Here is a 15,362-nt window from a genome sequence, read left to right on the forward strand (position 1 = left end):
ATCGGGGCAGATCCGGAATCCCGCAGGCCAGCGGGCCGTTGGTCAGGGTGCCGGACAAGAATGTGGGCAGCAGGCCGTAGCGGGCACGGACCGCGACCGGGTGGGGCTACTACAGTGGTCCTCAAGAGTGCTGAACCCGTCGTGGGCATCGGCGATGCAGGAGCCGTGTCCAGCCAACGAGACCGCCGGCGCAGCAGTCAGGGAGTGCGAATGTTCGAGAGGTTCACCGACCGCGCGAGGCGGGTGGTCGTCCTGGCCCAGGAAGAGGCCCGGATGCTCAACCACAACTACATCGGCACCGAGCACATTCTCCTGGGCTTGATCCACGAGGGTGAGGGTGTCGCCGCCAAGGCGCTGGAGTCGTTGGGGATCGCGCTTGAGGGCGTGCGCCAACAGGTCGAGGAGATCATCGGCCAGGGGCAGCAGGCCCCGAGCGGGCACATCCCGTTCACCCCGCGGGCGAAGAAGGTGCTGGAGCTGTCGTTGCGGGAGGCGCTGCAGCTCGGTCACAACTACATCGGCACCGAGCACATCCTGCTCGGGTTGATCCGCGAGGGCGAGGGTGTGGCCGCGCAGGTGCTGGTCAAGCTGGGTGCGGACCTGAACCGGGTGCGCCAGCAGGTCCTGCAGCTGTTGTCGGGTTACCAGGGCAAGGAGCCGGCGGAGGCTGGTGGGCGGGGTGAGGGCACCCCGTCGTCGTCGCTGGTGCTGGACCAGTTCGGCCGCAACCTGACGCAGAGCGCGCGGGAGAACAAGCTGGACCCGGTGATCGGCCGGGAGAAGGAAATCGAGCGGATCATGCAGGTCCTCTCGCGGCGCACGAAGAACAACCCGGTGCTCATCGGTGAGGCCGGTGTGGGTAAGACCGCCGTGGTGGAGGGGCTGGCTCAGAAGGTCGTCAAGGGCGAGGTGCCCGAGACGTTGAAGGACAAGCAGCTCTACACCCTGGACCTGGGTTCGCTGGTGGCTGGTTCGCGGTACCGCGGTGATTTCGAGGAGCGCCTGAAGAAGGTGCTCAAGGAGATCAAGACCCGCGGTGACATCATCCTGTTCATCGACGAGATCCACACGCTGGTCGGTGCGGGTGCGGCTGAGGGTGCGATCGACGCGGCGAGCATCCTCAAGCCGATGCTGGCCCGTGGTGAGTTGCAGACCATCGGTGCCACCACGTTGGAGGAGTACCGCAAGTACGTGGAGAAGGACCCGGCGCTGGAGCGCCGGTTCCAGCCGATCCAGGTGGGGGAGCCCTCGCTGGAGCACACCGTGGAGATCCTGAAGGGTCTGCGGGACCGCTACGAGGCGCACCACCGGGTGTCGATCACTGATTCGGCGTTGGCGGCCGCGGCCAGCCTGGCCGACCGCTACATCAACGACCGGTTCCTGCCGGACAAGGCGATCGATTTGATCGATGAGGCCGGGGCCCGGATGCGGATCCGTCGGATGACCGCGCCGCCGGACCTGCGGGAGTTCGACGAGAAGATCGCTGATGTGCGTCGGGAGAAGGAGTCCGCGATCGACGCGCAGGACTTCGAGCGGGCCGCTCGCCTGCGGGACGAGGAGAAGCAGCTCCTCGGTCAGAAGGAGGAGCGGGAGAAGCAGTGGAAGGCCGGTGACCTGGACGTGGTCGCCGAGGTCGACGACGAGCAGATCGCCGAGGTGCTGGCGAACTGGACCGGTATCCCGGTGTTCAAGCTCACCGAGGAGGAGACCACCCGCCTGCTGCGCATGGAGGAGGAGCTGCACAAGCGGATCATCGGTCAGGACGACGCGGTCAAGGCCGTGTCCCAGGCGATCCGCCGCACGCGTGCCGGGTTGAAGGACCCGAAGCGCCCGTCGGGTTCGTTCATCTTCGCCGGTCCCTCCGGTGTGGGTAAGACCGAGCTGTCCAAGGCGTTGGCGGAGTTTTTGTTCGGTGACGACGACGCGCTCGTGCAGATCGACATGGGTGAGTTCCACGACCGCTACACCGCTTCGCGGTTGTTCGGTGCCCCGCCCGGCTACGTCGGTTACGAGGAGGGTGGCCAGCTCACCGAGAAGGTCCGCCGCAAGCCGTTCTCGGTGGTGCTGTTCGACGAGATCGAGAAGGCCCACCAGGAGATCTACAACACGCTGTTGCAGGTGTTGGAGGACGGTCGTCTCACCGATGGCCAGGGCCGCACGGTGGACTTCAAGAACACGGTGCTGATCTTCACCTCGAACCTCGGCACGCAGGACATCTCCAAGGCCGTTGGTCTGGGCTTCTCCAGTGGTCAGGGCGCTGAGTCCAACTACGAGCGGATGAAGTCCAAGGTCAACGAGGAGATGAAGAAGCACTTCCGGCCGGAGTTCCTCAACCGCATCGACGACGTGATCGTGTTCCACCAGCTCACCGAGAACGAGATCATCCAGATGGTCGACCTGCTCTCGGGTCGGGTGGAGAAGGCGCTCAAGGGCAAGGACATGGCCCTGGAGCTGACCGAGAACGCCAAGAAGCTGCTGGCCAAGCGCGGGTTCGACCCGGTGCTGGGCGCGCGGCCGCTGCGCCGGACGATCCAGCGGGAGATCGAGGACAAGCTGTCCGAGAAGATCCTGTTCGGCGAGATCCAGGCCGGTCAGATCGTGATCGTCGACGTCGAGGGCTGGGACGGCGAAGGCGCCGACGACAAGGCGCACTTCACCTTCCGCGGTGAGCCGCGGCCCTCGCTGGTCCCGGACACCCCGCCGGTCGCGGTCTCGGCGAGCTCCGACGACAAGCAGGAGGGCACGGACTCCGAGTCCTGACCCCCGCAGCAGGAGGCCCCGCACCCCACCTGGGGAGCGGGGCCTTCCGCATGTCCGGCACCGGACGACAGCAGTTCCAACTGGAACTTCAGTCCCCACCTGACTCCGCAGTTTCAATTGAAACTGCGATCCGGTGTGCCTGCGAGTCGCAGTTTCAATTGAAACTGCGGCCCACGTGATGACCAGGGGTTACAGTTTCAATTGAAACTGTAACCCCTGGTCAGGCGGTTGTGCGTGGGTCGCGGGGTCAGCGGAGGCGGCGGAACTCCTCGGTGGGGGCGTCCGCGGAGACCCGGGCGAACTGGACAGTGGGGGCGTCGTCGGGCGGCGTGCCCCGGCGGTTGGCGCGGATGCGGATTACCACGAAGGCCACCACGGCGAGGACCGCCACCACCAGCACCGCCTTGGAGAACACCCCGGCGTACTGCTCGACCAGGTACCAGCTCTCCCCCAGCAGGTAGCCCGCGAGCACGAAGACCGTGTTCCAGATCAGGCTGCCGAGGGTGGTGAACAGCGCGAAGGTGCTCAGGCGCATGCGCTCGACCCCGGCGGGCAGCGAGATGAAGCTGCGGAACAACGGGATCATCCGGCCGAAGAACACCGCCTTGACGCCGTGCTTGGCGAACCACGCCTCGGTCTTGTCGATGTCGGCGGTCTTGACCAGCGGCAGCTTCGCCGCGATGGCGCGGGTGCGGTCACGGCCCAGCGTGGCGCCGAGTCCGTAGAGCGCGAGTGCCCCGACCAGCGAGCCCAGCGTGGTCCACAGGATCGCGCCGAGGACGGTCATGCCGCCCTGGCTGGCGGTGAACCCGGCCAGCGGCAGGATCACCTCGGACGGGATGGGCGGGAACAGGTTCTCCAGGGCGACGATGGCCCCGGCACCGGGGCTGCCGAGCGCTTCCATCACGGAGACCACCCAGCCGGTGAAGCCGGTCGGTTCGGCGGAGGTGGCGGCCAAGGTCGTCAGATCCATTCGAGCGGCTCCGGGTAGGGGGTGCTCCGCCGCGGCGATCGCGGCTCAAGCGGAACGTTGATCGGAACAAATGTCCGTTTGTTCCATGATTCCAGCCGTTCGGCGCACTCCGGCCACCCGGTTGGTGATCTACACCACCCAGGCGGCCGCCTCGCGCTCCACCGCAGGTCACCGGCGCTCCTACGATTGGCGGTACGGATGGAGGTGGTCCGGGAGTGGCGAGCTACGCGGCGCGACGCGGCCCCAGGACCGGGGCAACGGTGTGGCGCGTGCGGTCGGACGGGCGGCAGCACGTCGTCCCGGACGGCGTGCTGGACCTGATGTGGTTCCAGGACCGCATGGTCGTCGCCGGGCCCGACACCCGGGCCATGGCGGTCGAGACCAGGCCGGGCGAGGTGACGTGGGGCCTCCGGCTGGCACCGGGCGTGGCGCACGCGCTGCTGGGCGTGCCCGTCGACGAGCTGGCGGACCGGCGGGTCGCGCTGTCCGAGCTCGTCGCCCTCCCCGCCCGGTCCGTGGAGGCGGACGTGGTCAGCGCCCTCGAGCAGGTCCTCGTCGACCTGTGGACGCGCGCCGACCCCGACCGTTCGGCCCTGCGCCTCGCGGCCTCCCTGGACCGAGCGGCCCGCGCCGACCTGGGCGTTCGGGAGACGGCGCAGCTCCACGACCTGTCGGAGCGGTCGCTGCGCAGGCTCAGCAACCGGGTCTTCGGCTACGGCCCGAAGTCGCTCGCGCGGATCCACCGCTTCCAGCGCGCGCTCCACCTGGCGCGGTCGGGCCTGCCGCTGACCGAAGCCGCCGTGACCGCGGGCTACGCGGATCAGGCCCACTTCACCCGCGAGACCAAGCGCCTCGCGGGGCGGACCCCGGCAGCGCTCATCGCGTAGTTGGCCGTTCCGTCCAAGACGGAGCCGCGTCGTGGGTGCCAGGGTGCGGGTATGAGCATCGACCTGGACCGCGCGAGGACGTTCCTGACCTCGCACGCGAGGATCCTCGACCGGCGGCGGTTCGAGGCCCTGACCACCGGCGGCGAGGCCGAGCGCCAGGCTGTCGTCAGCGCGCTCGACGGCTACCGGAACCCCGACGGCGGCTACGGGTGGGGCCTGGAACCGGACCTCCGCGCACCGGAGAGCCAACCCGGCGGCGCGCTGCACGCGTTCGAAGCCCTCGCGGACGCCCAAGCCGCGAACTCCCCGAGCACCGCAGCGCTGCTCGACTGGCTGACCACCGTGACGCTCCCCGACGGCGGCCTGCCCTTCGCGCTGCCGGTCAGCGACCCCGCCGCCTGCGCCCCGTTCTGGGTGCAGGCGGACCCGGTTGAGTCGTCGCTGCAGATCACCGCTGCGGTGGCAGCGCAGGCGCACCGCCTCGCGCGCTGGGACGGGTCGGTCCGCGACCACCCGTGGTTGGCGGCGGCGACGCGGTACTGCTTCGACGCGATCCGCCGGATCGAGGAGGCACCACCCGCCTACGTCCTCTCCTTCGCCCTCCAATTTCTCGACGCCGCCTCCGACACCCGCCCGGCGGCGCGCGACCTGCTCGACCACCTCGGCCAGTTCGTCCCGCGTGACGGCGCTGTCGCCGTCGTCGGCGGAGCCGAGGGCGAAACCCTCCACCTCCTCGACTACGCGCCCGAACCCGACCGCCCGGTCCGCGCCCTGCTCGACCCCGAAGCTGTCGTCGCCGACCTGGACCGGCTGGAGCGCGGACAGCTCCCGGACGGTGGCTGGGCCGTGGACTTCACCAGCTACTCGGATGCGGCGTCCCTGGAGTGGCGCGGCTGCGCCACGGTCGCCGCGGTCGCGGTGCTGCGCCAGAACGGCCGCTGGGGGTCGTGAGTGCGTAACAGTGTTCGAACACTGTTACGCACTCACGACCCCCTGTTTGTGAGCACCCGGGCCCGGATCTTTGAGAAGCTGGTCTGGTGCGTGTCGCGCTCCTGGGGCCATTCCGGTTGACCACCCCCGACGGTCGGGCGGTGGACGTCGGTGGCCTCCGGGTGCGCACGCTCCTCGCGCGTCTCGCGCTCGAAGCCGGTCGCCCGGTCGCCACCGAGGCGCTCATCGCCGACCTCTGGGGCTCCGCCCAACCGGCTCGCGCGCTCAACGCGCTCCAGTCGCTCGTCTCCCGCGCGCGCCGCGCGCTCGACGGCTCCCTGGAGCTGCGCTCCGACCCGTCGGGCTACGCCCTCCTGGTCGATCCTGAGGACGTCGACGCCGACCGCTTCGCGCGGCTCGCGGCCGATGGCCGCCGCTCGCTCCGCGACGGCCAGGTGGACGCGGCCGCCGCCACGCTCCGCGAGGCCCTGGCGCTGTGGCGCGGCACCGCGCTCGCGGACTTCCCCGACGCACCGTTCGCCGAGGCGCAGGTGGCGCGGCTGGACGAGCTGCGGCTCACGGCGCTCGAGGACCGGGTCGAGGCGGACCTGCGCGCTGGTCACCAGGTTGATCTGGTGCCCGAGCTGCAAGGCTTGTGCGCGCGCTTCCCGCTGCGCGAGCGGCTCACGTCGTTGCGGATCCGCGCGCTCTACGCCTGCGGGAGGCAACCGGACGCGCTAGCGGTGTTCGAGGCGCTGCGGCGTCGCCTGGACGACGAGTTCGGCATGGATCCTTCGCAGGAGTTGAAGGACCTGCAGCTCGCTGTGCTGCGCGGCGATCCCGAGTTCGCGCCGCGTCCAGAGACGCGTCGGACGTCGGCCCCGGCTGTGCTGCCTACGCGGTTGAGCAGCTTCGTCGGCCGGGAGCGCGAGATCGAGCACGCGCGAGCGGAGCTGGCCGAGGCGCGGCTGGTCACGCTGTTCGGGCCGGGCGGTGCGGGGAAGACCCGGCTGGCCACCGAAACCGCGGCGGGTATGACGGATCGCCGGGTGTGGTTCGTGGAGCTCGCGCCGCTGCGCGACGAGCACGACCTGACGTCGGCGGTGCTGACCGCGCTGGGCGTTCGGGAGAACCGGTTGCTGGAAGCACCGAAGGCGCACGCCCTGAGCCGGGTGGAGGAGCTGCTCGCGGCGGAACCGACGTTGCTGGTGCTGGACAACTGCGAGCACGTGATCGGCGCTGTCGCCGAGTTCGCGCAGGAAGTCCTGAGCTGTTCGCCGCAGCTCCAGGTGCTCGCGACGAGCCGGGAACCGCTCGCGGTGGCCGGGGAGCGGTTGCTGCCCGTCGGCCCGCTGGAACTGCCGGAATCCGTTGACGTGGCGCGGGAGTCCGCGGCGGTGCGGCTGTTCGCCGACCGGGCGGCGGCCGCGCGCCCCGGGTTCACGCTGGACGAGGGCAACACCGGTGACGTGGTGGAGATCTGCCGCCGGTTGGACGGCATGCCGCTGGCCATCGAGCTCGCCGCGGCGCGACTTCGGGCGATGAGCGCGCGCCAGATCGCCGACCGCCTGGACGACCGCTTCCGCCTGCTCACCAACGGCAACCGCACCTCCATGCCGCGCCACCGGACGCTGCGCGCGGTGGTGGAGTGGAGCTGGGACCTGCTCACCGAGCAGGAGCAGGCGCTGGCCCGGCGGCTGTCGGTGTTCGCCGGTGGCGCCACCCCGGAAGCGATCTCCGGGGTGTGCGCGGACGCCGAGCCCACCAGCGGCGACGCGTTCTACGTGCTGCTGTCGCTGGTGGAGAAGTCCTTGGTGGAGGCGGTGGATTCGGGCCAGGGCATGCGCTACCGGATGCTGGAGACGGTGCGCGCCTTCTGCGGTGAGCAGCTCGCCGCGGCGGGGGAGGAGGAGGTGCTGCGCGCCTCGCACGCCGCGTACTACGTCGACTTCGCCGAGCGCATCGCGCCGAACCTGCACCTGGCCGAGCAGGTCGACTGGATGAACCGGCTCGACGCCGACCACGACAACATCATCGCCGCGCTGCACTGGGCGACCTCGTCCGGCGACGCCGACCGCGGGGCCCGGCTGGTGGCGGCGCTGTGCTGGTACTGGTCGATGGCCGCGCAGCACGAGGAACTGATCGGCCGGCTCAACGCGGTCGCCGCGCTGCCGGGCGCCGCCCCGCCGGAGAGCCGCGCGGTCGTCGAGCTGATGTTGCGGATGATCTCCGACGAACCGGACTGGTTCAGCCGCCTGCGCGACGCGGTGGTCGCGGTCCGCGACACCGGGGCCCGGTCCCGCTACCTGTACGCGGCGATGTTGGAACCGGTGGCCTGGATGCTCTCCGGCGAGCAGTCCGAAATGGACAGGTGCGTGGAGTCGGCGCTGCAGGACCCGCGCCCTTGGTCGCGCGCCGCCGGACTGTACTGCCGGGCCTGGGCCTTCGAGCACTCCGGGCACCCGGCGGCGGCGGAGAAGGACCTGCTGGCCGCGCTCGTCGAGTTCCGCGCGATCGGCGACCGGTGGGGCACCGCGAGCAGCATCCACAACCTGGCCGAGCTGCGCTCCCAGCGCGGGGACCACGAGGGCGCGGTCGACGCACTGCAGGAATCCGCCGCCACCCTGCGCGAACTGCGCTGCACCGACGACCTGGTGTCGGTGCAGGCCCGCATCGGCGTGGAGCTGCTGCGCGCCGGTGACCTGGAAGGCGCGAAGGAGCAGCTGCGCCGGGCCGAGGAAACCGGCAAGAACGCCTTCCCGCACCACCGCATCGGCGCCCTGACCGGATTGGTCGAAGTGGCCCGCGTGACCGGCAACCACGCCGAAGCTTGGGAGCACTTGGGCCGCCTGCGTGAACTCCTCGGCGACACGACCATGACGCCGCAGCCCCTGCGGCAGCTGGTGAGGTTGAGCGAATCCCGCCTGCACGCCGCCGAAGGACGCTTCGAGGCTGCCCGGGAGTCCCTGGCCGCAGCACTGCTGATCGGGTTCGACCTTCGGGACATGCCGATGACTGCCGCGATCGCCGAACAAGCGGCTTGTGTGGAGCATGCTCAGGGGCGTTCAGGATCAGCGGCGCGGCTGCTGGGGATGGCGATCGCCTTCCGGGGGCAGTTGGACGAGGGGGAGCCCGAGGTTCGGGCGGTTCTCCGGTCGTTGGGCGATGACTACGTCGCGGAGACGGAGGCTGGGGCGGGGCTCGGGCGGGAAGAGGCTTTTTCGGAGCTTCGGGGGGTTTTGGCGGTGTAGGGGTTGAGGTTGCGCTGGGGATGCTGCAATTTCAACCGGGATTGTTCGTTCGCGGCGGAGCTTGCGGTGGCGCGGTTTAGCAATTCCAATCGAAATCGCAGTCGTTGGTACCCATCGGTCGGCCGTCCGCGGGCCTCCGTCCTCGGGTGACCGTTGTTCGTCGGCTGTTGCCGTGGTCCCCGGGGTGTGGGTGCGGCCTCCTCCCGCCTCGGGTGGTGGGAGGAGGCCGTGGGGTTCATGCGCGGCGGCGGTAAGCCCACATCGCCAGCGGGAAGAAGACCGCCACTATGGCCACCATCCAGATCAGGGTTGCCGTCAGTGGGGCCAGGACTGGACCGCCGATCATCAGGCCCCTGGCCGTGTCCGCGAGTTGGGTCACCGGGTTGATGCCCACCCAGGTCTGGAGCCAGCCGGGCATCGTTTCCGTGGGGACGAAGACGTTGCTGCCCATGGTGATCGGGAACATCAGGGCCATCGCCACCCCGGGCAGCGCTTGCTGGCTCTTGATCAGCATCCCCAGGAACACCGTGATCCAGCACATCGCCAGGGCGAAGGCGATCACCACCACGATGGCGAGCAGCGTGGACAGCAGGTCGGTGCGGATCCGGAAGCCCATGAGGGAGGCCACCACCAGCAGCACCGCCAGCGACACCAGGTAGCGGACGATGTCACCGAGCACCGCGCCGATCAGCGGGGCCGACCGGGCCACCGGCAGGCTGCGGAACCGGTCGAAGACGCCCTTGTTGATGTCGGTGTTGAGCGCCATGCCGGTGCCGAGGCTGCCGAAGACCATGTTCATCGCCATCACCCCCGGCAGTGTGACCTGCAGGTACGTGCTGGTGTCGCCCTGGATCGCGCCGCCGAAGAGGTAGACGAACATGACCAGGAACAGGATCGGCTGGATCGTGACGTCGGCCAGGACCTCCGGCGACTTGCGAATCTTCAGCACGCTGCGACCGGCGAGGGTCAACCCGTGCCGCAGGGCGCGGAGCAACCCGATGCGCTCCGGGGCCGCCGTCGGTGCAGCGGGCGTGCGTTCCACCGTGGCAGTCATGCGGCAGCGCCTCCTCGCAACGATTCGCAGTGGTGGTTCCGGCCTCTCGCGGAGTGCTGTGGCTGGTTCGTCATGCGGCCTCCTCGGCTGGTTTCCCGGTGATGGCGAGGAAGACCTCGTCGAGGCTCGGCAGGCGCAGCGCGAGCTCGTCGGCGGTGATGCCCGCGTCGTCGAGTCGGCGCACCAGGGTGGACAGCAGGACCGGGTCGTCGACCGGGGCGGTGAGCAGTCCGCTCTCGTCGTGGGTGGCGGGTTCGGCACCGGTCAGCTCGGCCAGGATCCGGCGCACCGCGGGGAGGTTCGCCAGGTCGGTCGGGCGCACCTGCAGGGTCTGGCCGCCGGTCCGGCGCTTGAGCTCGTCGGCGCGGCCGTCCGCGACGACCCGGCCGTGGTCGATCACGCTGATCCGGTCGGCCAGCTGATCGGCCTCCTCCAGGTACTGGGTGGTGAGCAGCACCGTGACGCCCTCGCCGGTGAGGTCGCGGACCATGTCCCACACCTGGTTGCGGCTGCGCGGGTCGAGCCCGGTGGTGGGCTCGTCCAGGTAGAGGATTTCGGGACGCCCCACCAGGCTGGCCGCCAGGTCCAGGCGGCGGCGCATCCCACCGGAGTAGGTCTTGATCGCGCGCCCGCCCGCGTCGGTGAGCCCGAACCGCTCCAGCAGCTCGGCCGCGCGGGCCTTCGCGTCGCGCCGCGGCATCTCCAGCAGTCGGCCGATCAGCACCAGGTTCTCCACCCCGGTCAGCTCCTCGTCCACCGAGGCGTACTGGCCGGTCAACCCGATGCGGCTGCGCACCGCGACCGCCTGGCGCCGCACGTCGTGACCCGCGACGGTGGCGGTCCCGGCGTCCGGGCGCAGCAGGGTGGCCAGGATGCGCACCGCGGTGGTCTTGCCCGCGCCGTTGGGGCCGAGCACGCCGAGGATCGTCCCGGTGGGCACGGCGAGGTCGACCCCGGCCAGCGCGGTGGTGGAGCCGAAGCGCTTGACCAGGCCTTCGGCCTGGATCGCGTATGTCATGCAACCTCCTCAGGTCCTCACGCATCCCACTGTCCGGAGGGGCGCTGGCAGGCCGCGCACAAACCGCTGACAGGCTTGGTGCTCCGGATGGCAGGGGGTCGTTGGTGACTCGGACGTGGGTCGAGCAGGTGGAAGAGGAGCTGGAACCGCGCAAGCCGGGCGGGCGGGTGCTGTCCGCCCTGCTGGTGCTGCTGAGCCTCGGCTTCCTCGCCTGGGCGGCGCTACCGCTGGGCGGGCTGGAGTTCGACCGCTGCACCGTGGCGCTGGTGGCGCTGACCCCGTACGCGGCGCTGGTCGGCGCCGTGCTCGCGCTGCTCGGGCTGCTGCTGCGGCGCTGGCTGACCGCGCTGGTCGTCGGTCTGGTGACGGTGCTGCTGGTGTTCTCCGTGGTGCCGCGGGCCTGGTCGAACACCGCGCCGACCCAGGGCGATCCGCTGCGCGTGCTGTCGATCAACGCCTACTTCGGGCAGGCGGACGCGGAGGAGATCGTGGAGCTGGTGCGGCGGAACCAGGTCGACGTGCTCAGCCTGCAGGAACTCACCCCGGAGCTGGTCGACCGGCTGGACGCCGCGGGGTTGGGCGCGCAACTGCCGCACCGGGTGTTCCGGGCGGGTCCGAAGGCGGAAGGCTCCGGGATCGCGGCGCGCCACCCGCTGCGGGAACTGGACCTGGTGCCGGACTCGACGCTCGCCCAGCCGTCGGCGCTGCTGATGCGGCCGGGCAGCCCGCCGGTGGAGGTCGTCGCGGTGCACACGCTGTACCCGATGGGCAGCAGCACCTACGACGTGTGGCGGCGCGAGATGGTCGACCTCGGGCAGCTGCCGGTGAACGGCACGCCCCGCGTGCTGGCGGGCGACTTCAACGCGACGCTCGACCACAGCCGCCTCGGAGACCTGGTCGGCCGCGGCTACACCGACGCCGCAGCGGCCACCGGAGCGGGACTGCGCGCGACCTGGCCGGAGGGCTGGTTCCCGCCGCCGGTGGCGATCGACCACGTCCTCACCACGCCAGAGGTCGTCCCGCAGTCCTTCGAGGTCTTCCCGGTCCCCGGCGCCGACCACCGGGCGGTCCTCGCGACGCTCGTGGTCGGCAGCTGAGGCCGTGAGCGCCCCGCGGACCCGCAGAGCGCTCACGGACGGGTCACTTCTCCGGGTAGGACTCCTGGATCAGTTCGAACTCCAGCAGGCTGGAGCCGGAGGCGACCGGGTTCTTAGCCTCACCGGCGTGCGCGGCCTTCGCCGGGCCGGACGCCCAGGCCTGGAACGCCTCCTCGGACTCCCACTTCGTGTAGACGAAGTAGCGGTTGTCGCCCTTCACCGGGCGCAGCAGCTCGAACCCGAGGAAGCCCGGCGCGCTGTCCACCGAGCCGTGCCGCTCGGCGAACCGCTTCTCCAGCTCCGGACCAGCGCCTTCGGGAACCTCGATCGCATTGATCTTCACAACAGCCATGTAGCCAGCCTACGTGCCCGTCGGGGTGATCGGCGACCTTGGCGCCCCATGCCCGGAGCGGTCCTCACAGCTCGATCTGCGGGTGCAGCCGGGCCACCGACCAGGTGCGCTGCCGCTGCACCACCAGCGTGGTCAGCAGCAGGAAGATCGCCAGAAACCCGGCCAGCACGACAGCGTCCTGGAGCAGGTGCTGCGCCTCGCCGCCGGAGATCGTCACCCGCAGCCCGTCCACCAGGTAGCTCATCGGCAGGAACGGGTGCACCGCCTGGAACGGCACCGGCGCGGTCTCCATCGGGTACAGCCCGCCGGATGCGGTGAGCTGGATGATCAGCAGCACCAGCGACAGCAGGTCGCCGACCGCGCCCAACGCGGTACGCAGGAAGTGGTCGATCGCCACGAACGCGAGTGCGGCGAGCGCGACCAGCCCGAGCGTCCACCACAGGTGCACCGGGTCCAACCCCAGCCCGAAGTCGACCACCGCGTACAGCACGAACCCGCCGAGCACGCCCAGCGCGGCGGCGGGCAGGAACCCGGCCAGCGCGATCGTCCACGCGCTCACCCGGTCCGCCATGGCCCGCTGGTTCACCGGTTTGAGCAGCAAGTACGCGAACAGGCCGAACACCCACAGCGCGATGGCGAAGAAGAACGGCGCCAACCCGCGCCCGTAGACGTGCGCCGGGTTGATGTTGTCGACGTGGATCTCGGTCGGCGAGCCCAGCACGTCGGCGGCCTGGGCGACCTCGGTCGGGTTCGTCGGCGGGATCCTGCCCAGCGAGTCGTCGACCAGGCCCTGCAACGTCTTCGCACCGTCGTTGAGCTGCCCGGCCCCGGTGTGCAGCACGCCGCTGCTCGCGGCCAGCGTGTCCAGCCCGTTCGTGATGCCGTTGCTGCCCCCGGCCAGCTCGGCCGCGCCCGCGCGCAGCGTGTCGGCCGGTGCGGTGATCGCGCGAATCTGGTTCTGCAGCGGGCCGAGGTTGTTCTGCAGCGCCAAGGCCTGCTGGTTGGCCTCCTGCGCGGTGGTCAGCGCCTCCTGCGCGTCGCCGTCGGCGGTGGCCGCGGCGTCGGCGATCTTGCGGGAAATGTCCAGCGCGCGCTGGTAGGCGGGGTCCTGCTCGATGTCCGGGTGCTTCTGGCCGAGCTCTTCGACGGACGCGCGGCCCTCCCCGGCGCGCTGGCTGAGGAACCCGGTGGTCGTCTTGATCGCGCTCAGGCTGCTGACCGCCACGTTGCTGGCGTTGACCAGCGCGTTCACCGCACCGGGCAGCCGCTCCGCGGTGAAGTCGGTGATCGCGGTCAACTGCTGGTCCAGCTGGGCGCTCGCGTCCGAGATGCTCCGCACGCCCTGGGCGATCTGGCCGGTGCCGTCCCGCACGCCGTTCAGCCCGGTGGAGAGCGCGGCCGTGCCCTGCTTGCTCAGCTCGGTGCCCTCGACCAGCTGCTTGGACGCCTCCGACGCCAGCTGCAACTTCTGCCGCGCCTGGTCCAGCTCACCGTAGAGCGCGCGGGCGTAGGTGGCGTGCGCGGCGGCGTTGATCTGGTTCTGCAGCTCGGTCTTCACCGTGTCGGCCATGATCCCGACGATGAAGCCGTTGGCGTCGTTCTTGACGATGTGCAGCGCCGCCCGCTCCGGGTTGCGGTCCGCCGCGGTGGCCAGCCGGGCGCTGAAGTCCGGGGGCACCTCGATGGTGAAGTAGTAGGTGCCCTCCTCCAGCCCGCGCCGGGCGTCGGCGGCGTCCACGAAGTGCCAGTCGAAGGTGTCGGTCGCCTTGATCTGCTGGACGAACTGCTCCCCGGCGTCGATGTGCTCGCCGTGGGCGTCCACCGGCCGGTCGGAGTTGACCACCGCGACCGGCACCTGCCCCAACCTGCCGTAGGGGTCCCAGTTCGACCACAGGTACAGCGAGCCGTACAGCAGCGGGACCAGCACCAGCACCAGCGGCACCAGGCGGCGCAGCGGCCCGCGGAAGCGCCGCAGCTCCAGCCAGGCCAGGTTGAGCGCTTTCACGGCGCGTCCTCCTCCAGCAGGTCGAACACATCGGTCGGCCAGTCCTGCTCGCGGGCCGGGAGGTGGATCACCTCGACGTCCCCGGACGGCGCGTCCGAGGCGCTGGCCAGCACCGTCGTCCCGGTCCGGGTCACCTCGTGCAGCGCCGCCCACACTCGGGCGCGCGAGGGCAGCGGCAACCCGACCTCGACGTCGTCGACGAGGATCCCGGCGGGCGAGGACGCGACCGCCAGCGCCACCGCGAGCAGCAGCTGGTCGGCCGGGTGCAGCTCGCCGACCAGCGCGGACCGGTCCGGGGCCAGGCCGACCAGGGAGAGCGCGGCGTCGATGTCGCGGTCGGAGGCACCGCTGATCAGGCGGCGCTCCAGGACCGCCTCCCGGACCCGGTGCCGGTCCTCCAGCTCGTAGCCCGGCCGCAGCCGCGCCGGGCGGATCAACTGCCGCACCACCCTGGCCTGGGCGGGCAGCACGTGCCCGGAGACGTCCAGGTACCCGGTGATCAGCGGCAGCCGCCCGGACAGCGCGAGCAGCAGCGAGGTCCGCCCGGAACCACCGGGACCGGCCACCACGGCGAGCGCTCCGGCGGAGACCTCCAGGTCGAGGTTGGCGAACACGACGCCTTCCGGCCCCCGGACGGCGATCCCGCGGGCGAGGATGCTCACGCCGTCGACATCCATGCGTCCTCCTGCCGGGTGCGGTGCTGATCCAAAAGTGGCGGCTCCCCCAGCACCCGGCAACTCGTGGTCGGCCCCGGGGTCCACAGCGGACCGGCACCGACCCGCCCCGGGCCTGGACGGCACGCACCTCCGGTGGAAACCGGGGACCCGACTTCCACCAGAGGTGCGGATGGTGCCAACACCCCCGCCGTGTCATACCCCGACATGCCAACAACATCCCCGGAAAGAGTGAACAACCCCTGGTCAGTCATCCCACCCCAGCCCCACCACCCGCCGGAATCCATTCCTGAACGAAGGAGGTACCGGGCGGTGGAGGTCGGGCCCGGTTGAAGGAGGCGCCAGGCGACGGAGGTCGGGC

11 protein-coding genes are annotated in these 15,362 nt (G+C 70.6%); 5 read left to right on the forward strand and 6 right to left on the reverse strand.

All coding sequences use genetic code 11. The features are described from left to right. Window positions 1-210 precede the first annotated feature (210 nt). A complete protein-coding gene (locus tag ABT324_RS26250) occupies window positions 211-2,760 on the forward strand; it encodes an ATP-dependent Clp protease ATP-binding subunit (protein WP_351182828.1) in 2,550 nt (849 codons plus the stop codon). Between the two features lie 247 nt (window positions 2,761-3,007). On the opposite strand, the gene ABT324_RS26255 is transcribed toward ABT324_RS26250, so the two are convergent. Further along, window positions 3,008-3,733: a DedA family protein gene (locus ABT324_RS26255; protein WP_351182830.1), complete on the reverse strand. Its 726-nt coding sequence runs from the start codon at window positions 3,731-3,733 to the stop codon at window positions 3,008-3,010. Between the two features lie 269 nt (window positions 3,734-4,002). On the opposite strand from ABT324_RS26255, the gene ABT324_RS26260 reads away from it, so the two are divergent. From ABT324_RS26260 to ABT324_RS26270, 3 genes are all read left to right on the forward strand, one after another. Further along, a complete protein-coding gene (locus tag ABT324_RS26260; protein WP_351182832.1) occupies window positions 4,003-4,620 on the forward strand; it encodes a helix-turn-helix domain-containing protein in 618 nt (205 codons plus the stop codon). A gap of 51 nt (window positions 4,621-4,671) precedes the next feature. Further along, window positions 4,672-5,571 (forward strand): hypothetical protein, encoded by a 900-nt coding sequence (locus ABT324_RS26265; RefSeq protein ID WP_351182834.1) that lies wholly within the window; start codon window positions 4,672-4,674, stop codon window positions 5,569-5,571. Window positions 5,572-5,657: 86 nt separating this feature from the next. Beyond that, entirely contained in the window at window positions 5,658-8,801 is a 3,144-nt protein-coding gene (locus tag ABT324_RS26270; RefSeq protein ID WP_351182836.1) for an ATP-binding protein, read from the forward strand. A gap of 235 nt (window positions 8,802-9,036) precedes the next feature. Here ABT324_RS26270 and ABT324_RS26275 read toward each other — a convergent pair whose 3' ends face one another. Next, window positions 9,037-9,855, reverse strand: a complete 819-nt coding sequence (locus tag ABT324_RS26275; protein WP_351182838.1) for an ABC transporter permease — start codon at window positions 9,853-9,855, stop codon at window positions 9,037-9,039. A gap of 70 nt (window positions 9,856-9,925) precedes the next feature. Next, entirely contained in the window at window positions 9,926-10,873 is a 948-nt protein-coding gene (locus tag ABT324_RS26280; RefSeq protein WP_351182840.1) for an ATP-binding cassette domain-containing protein, read from the reverse strand. A gap of 104 nt (window positions 10,874-10,977) precedes the next feature. On the opposite strand from ABT324_RS26280, the gene ABT324_RS26285 reads away from it, so the two are divergent. Next, the gene (locus ABT324_RS26285) at window positions 10,978-11,970 is read left to right on the forward strand and encodes an endonuclease/exonuclease/phosphatase family protein (RefSeq protein ID WP_351182842.1); all 993 of its coding nucleotides are present in this window, start codon (window positions 10,978-10,980) and stop codon (window positions 11,968-11,970) included. A gap of 43 nt (window positions 11,971-12,013) precedes the next feature. Here the strand turns inward: ABT324_RS26285 and ABT324_RS26290 are convergent, their stop codons facing one another. The 3 genes from ABT324_RS26290 to ABT324_RS26300 form a co-directional block, all read right to left on the reverse strand. Beyond that, window positions 12,014-12,322: an antibiotic biosynthesis monooxygenase family protein gene (locus ABT324_RS26290; RefSeq protein ID WP_351182844.1), complete on the reverse strand. Its 309-nt coding sequence runs from the start codon at window positions 12,320-12,322 to the stop codon at window positions 12,014-12,016. 64 nt (window positions 12,323-12,386) lie between these two features. Further along, window positions 12,387-14,327, reverse strand: coding sequence for a YhgE/Pip family protein (locus ABT324_RS26295; RefSeq protein WP_351182846.1), 1,941 nt, complete (start codon window positions 14,325-14,327; stop codon window positions 12,387-12,389). After that, entirely contained in the window at window positions 14,324-15,004 is a 681-nt protein-coding gene (locus ABT324_RS26300; RefSeq protein WP_351182848.1) for an ATP-binding cassette domain-containing protein, read from the reverse strand. Before ABT324_RS26300 ends, ABT324_RS26295 begins: the two co-directional genes overlap by 4 nt. Window positions 15,005-15,362: the final 358 nt, after the last annotated feature.

The sequence above is a fragment of the Saccharopolyspora sp. NPDC000359 genome, assembly GCF_040300525.1.
Lineage (GTDB): Bacteria > Actinomycetota > Actinomycetes > Mycobacteriales > Pseudonocardiaceae > Saccharopolyspora.

Coding starts and splice junctions, on each gene's coding strand:
- ABT324_RS26250 (WP_351182828.1), top strand. CDS start 211: ATGTTCGAGAGGTTCACCGACCGCGCGAGGCGGGTGGTCGTCCTGGCC.
- ABT324_RS26275 (WP_351182838.1), bottom strand. CDS start 9,855: ATGACTGCCACGGTGGAACGCACGCCCGCTGCACCGACGGCGGCCCCG.
- ABT324_RS26300 (WP_351182848.1), bottom strand. CDS start 15,004: ATGGATGTCGACGGCGTGAGCATCCTCGCCCGCGGGATCGCCGTCCGG.
- ABT324_RS26255 (WP_351182830.1), bottom strand. CDS start 3,733: ATGGATCTGACGACCTTGGCCGCCACCTCCGCCGAACCGACCGGCTTC.
- ABT324_RS26265 (WP_351182834.1), top strand. CDS start 4,672: ATGAGCATCGACCTGGACCGCGCGAGGACGTTCCTGACCTCGCACGCG.
- ABT324_RS26290 (WP_351182844.1), bottom strand. CDS start 12,322: ATGGCTGTTGTGAAGATCAATGCGATCGAGGTTCCCGAAGGCGCTGGT.
- ABT324_RS26280 (WP_351182840.1), bottom strand. CDS start 10,873: ATGACATACGCGATCCAGGCCGAAGGCCTGGTCAAGCGCTTCGGCTCC.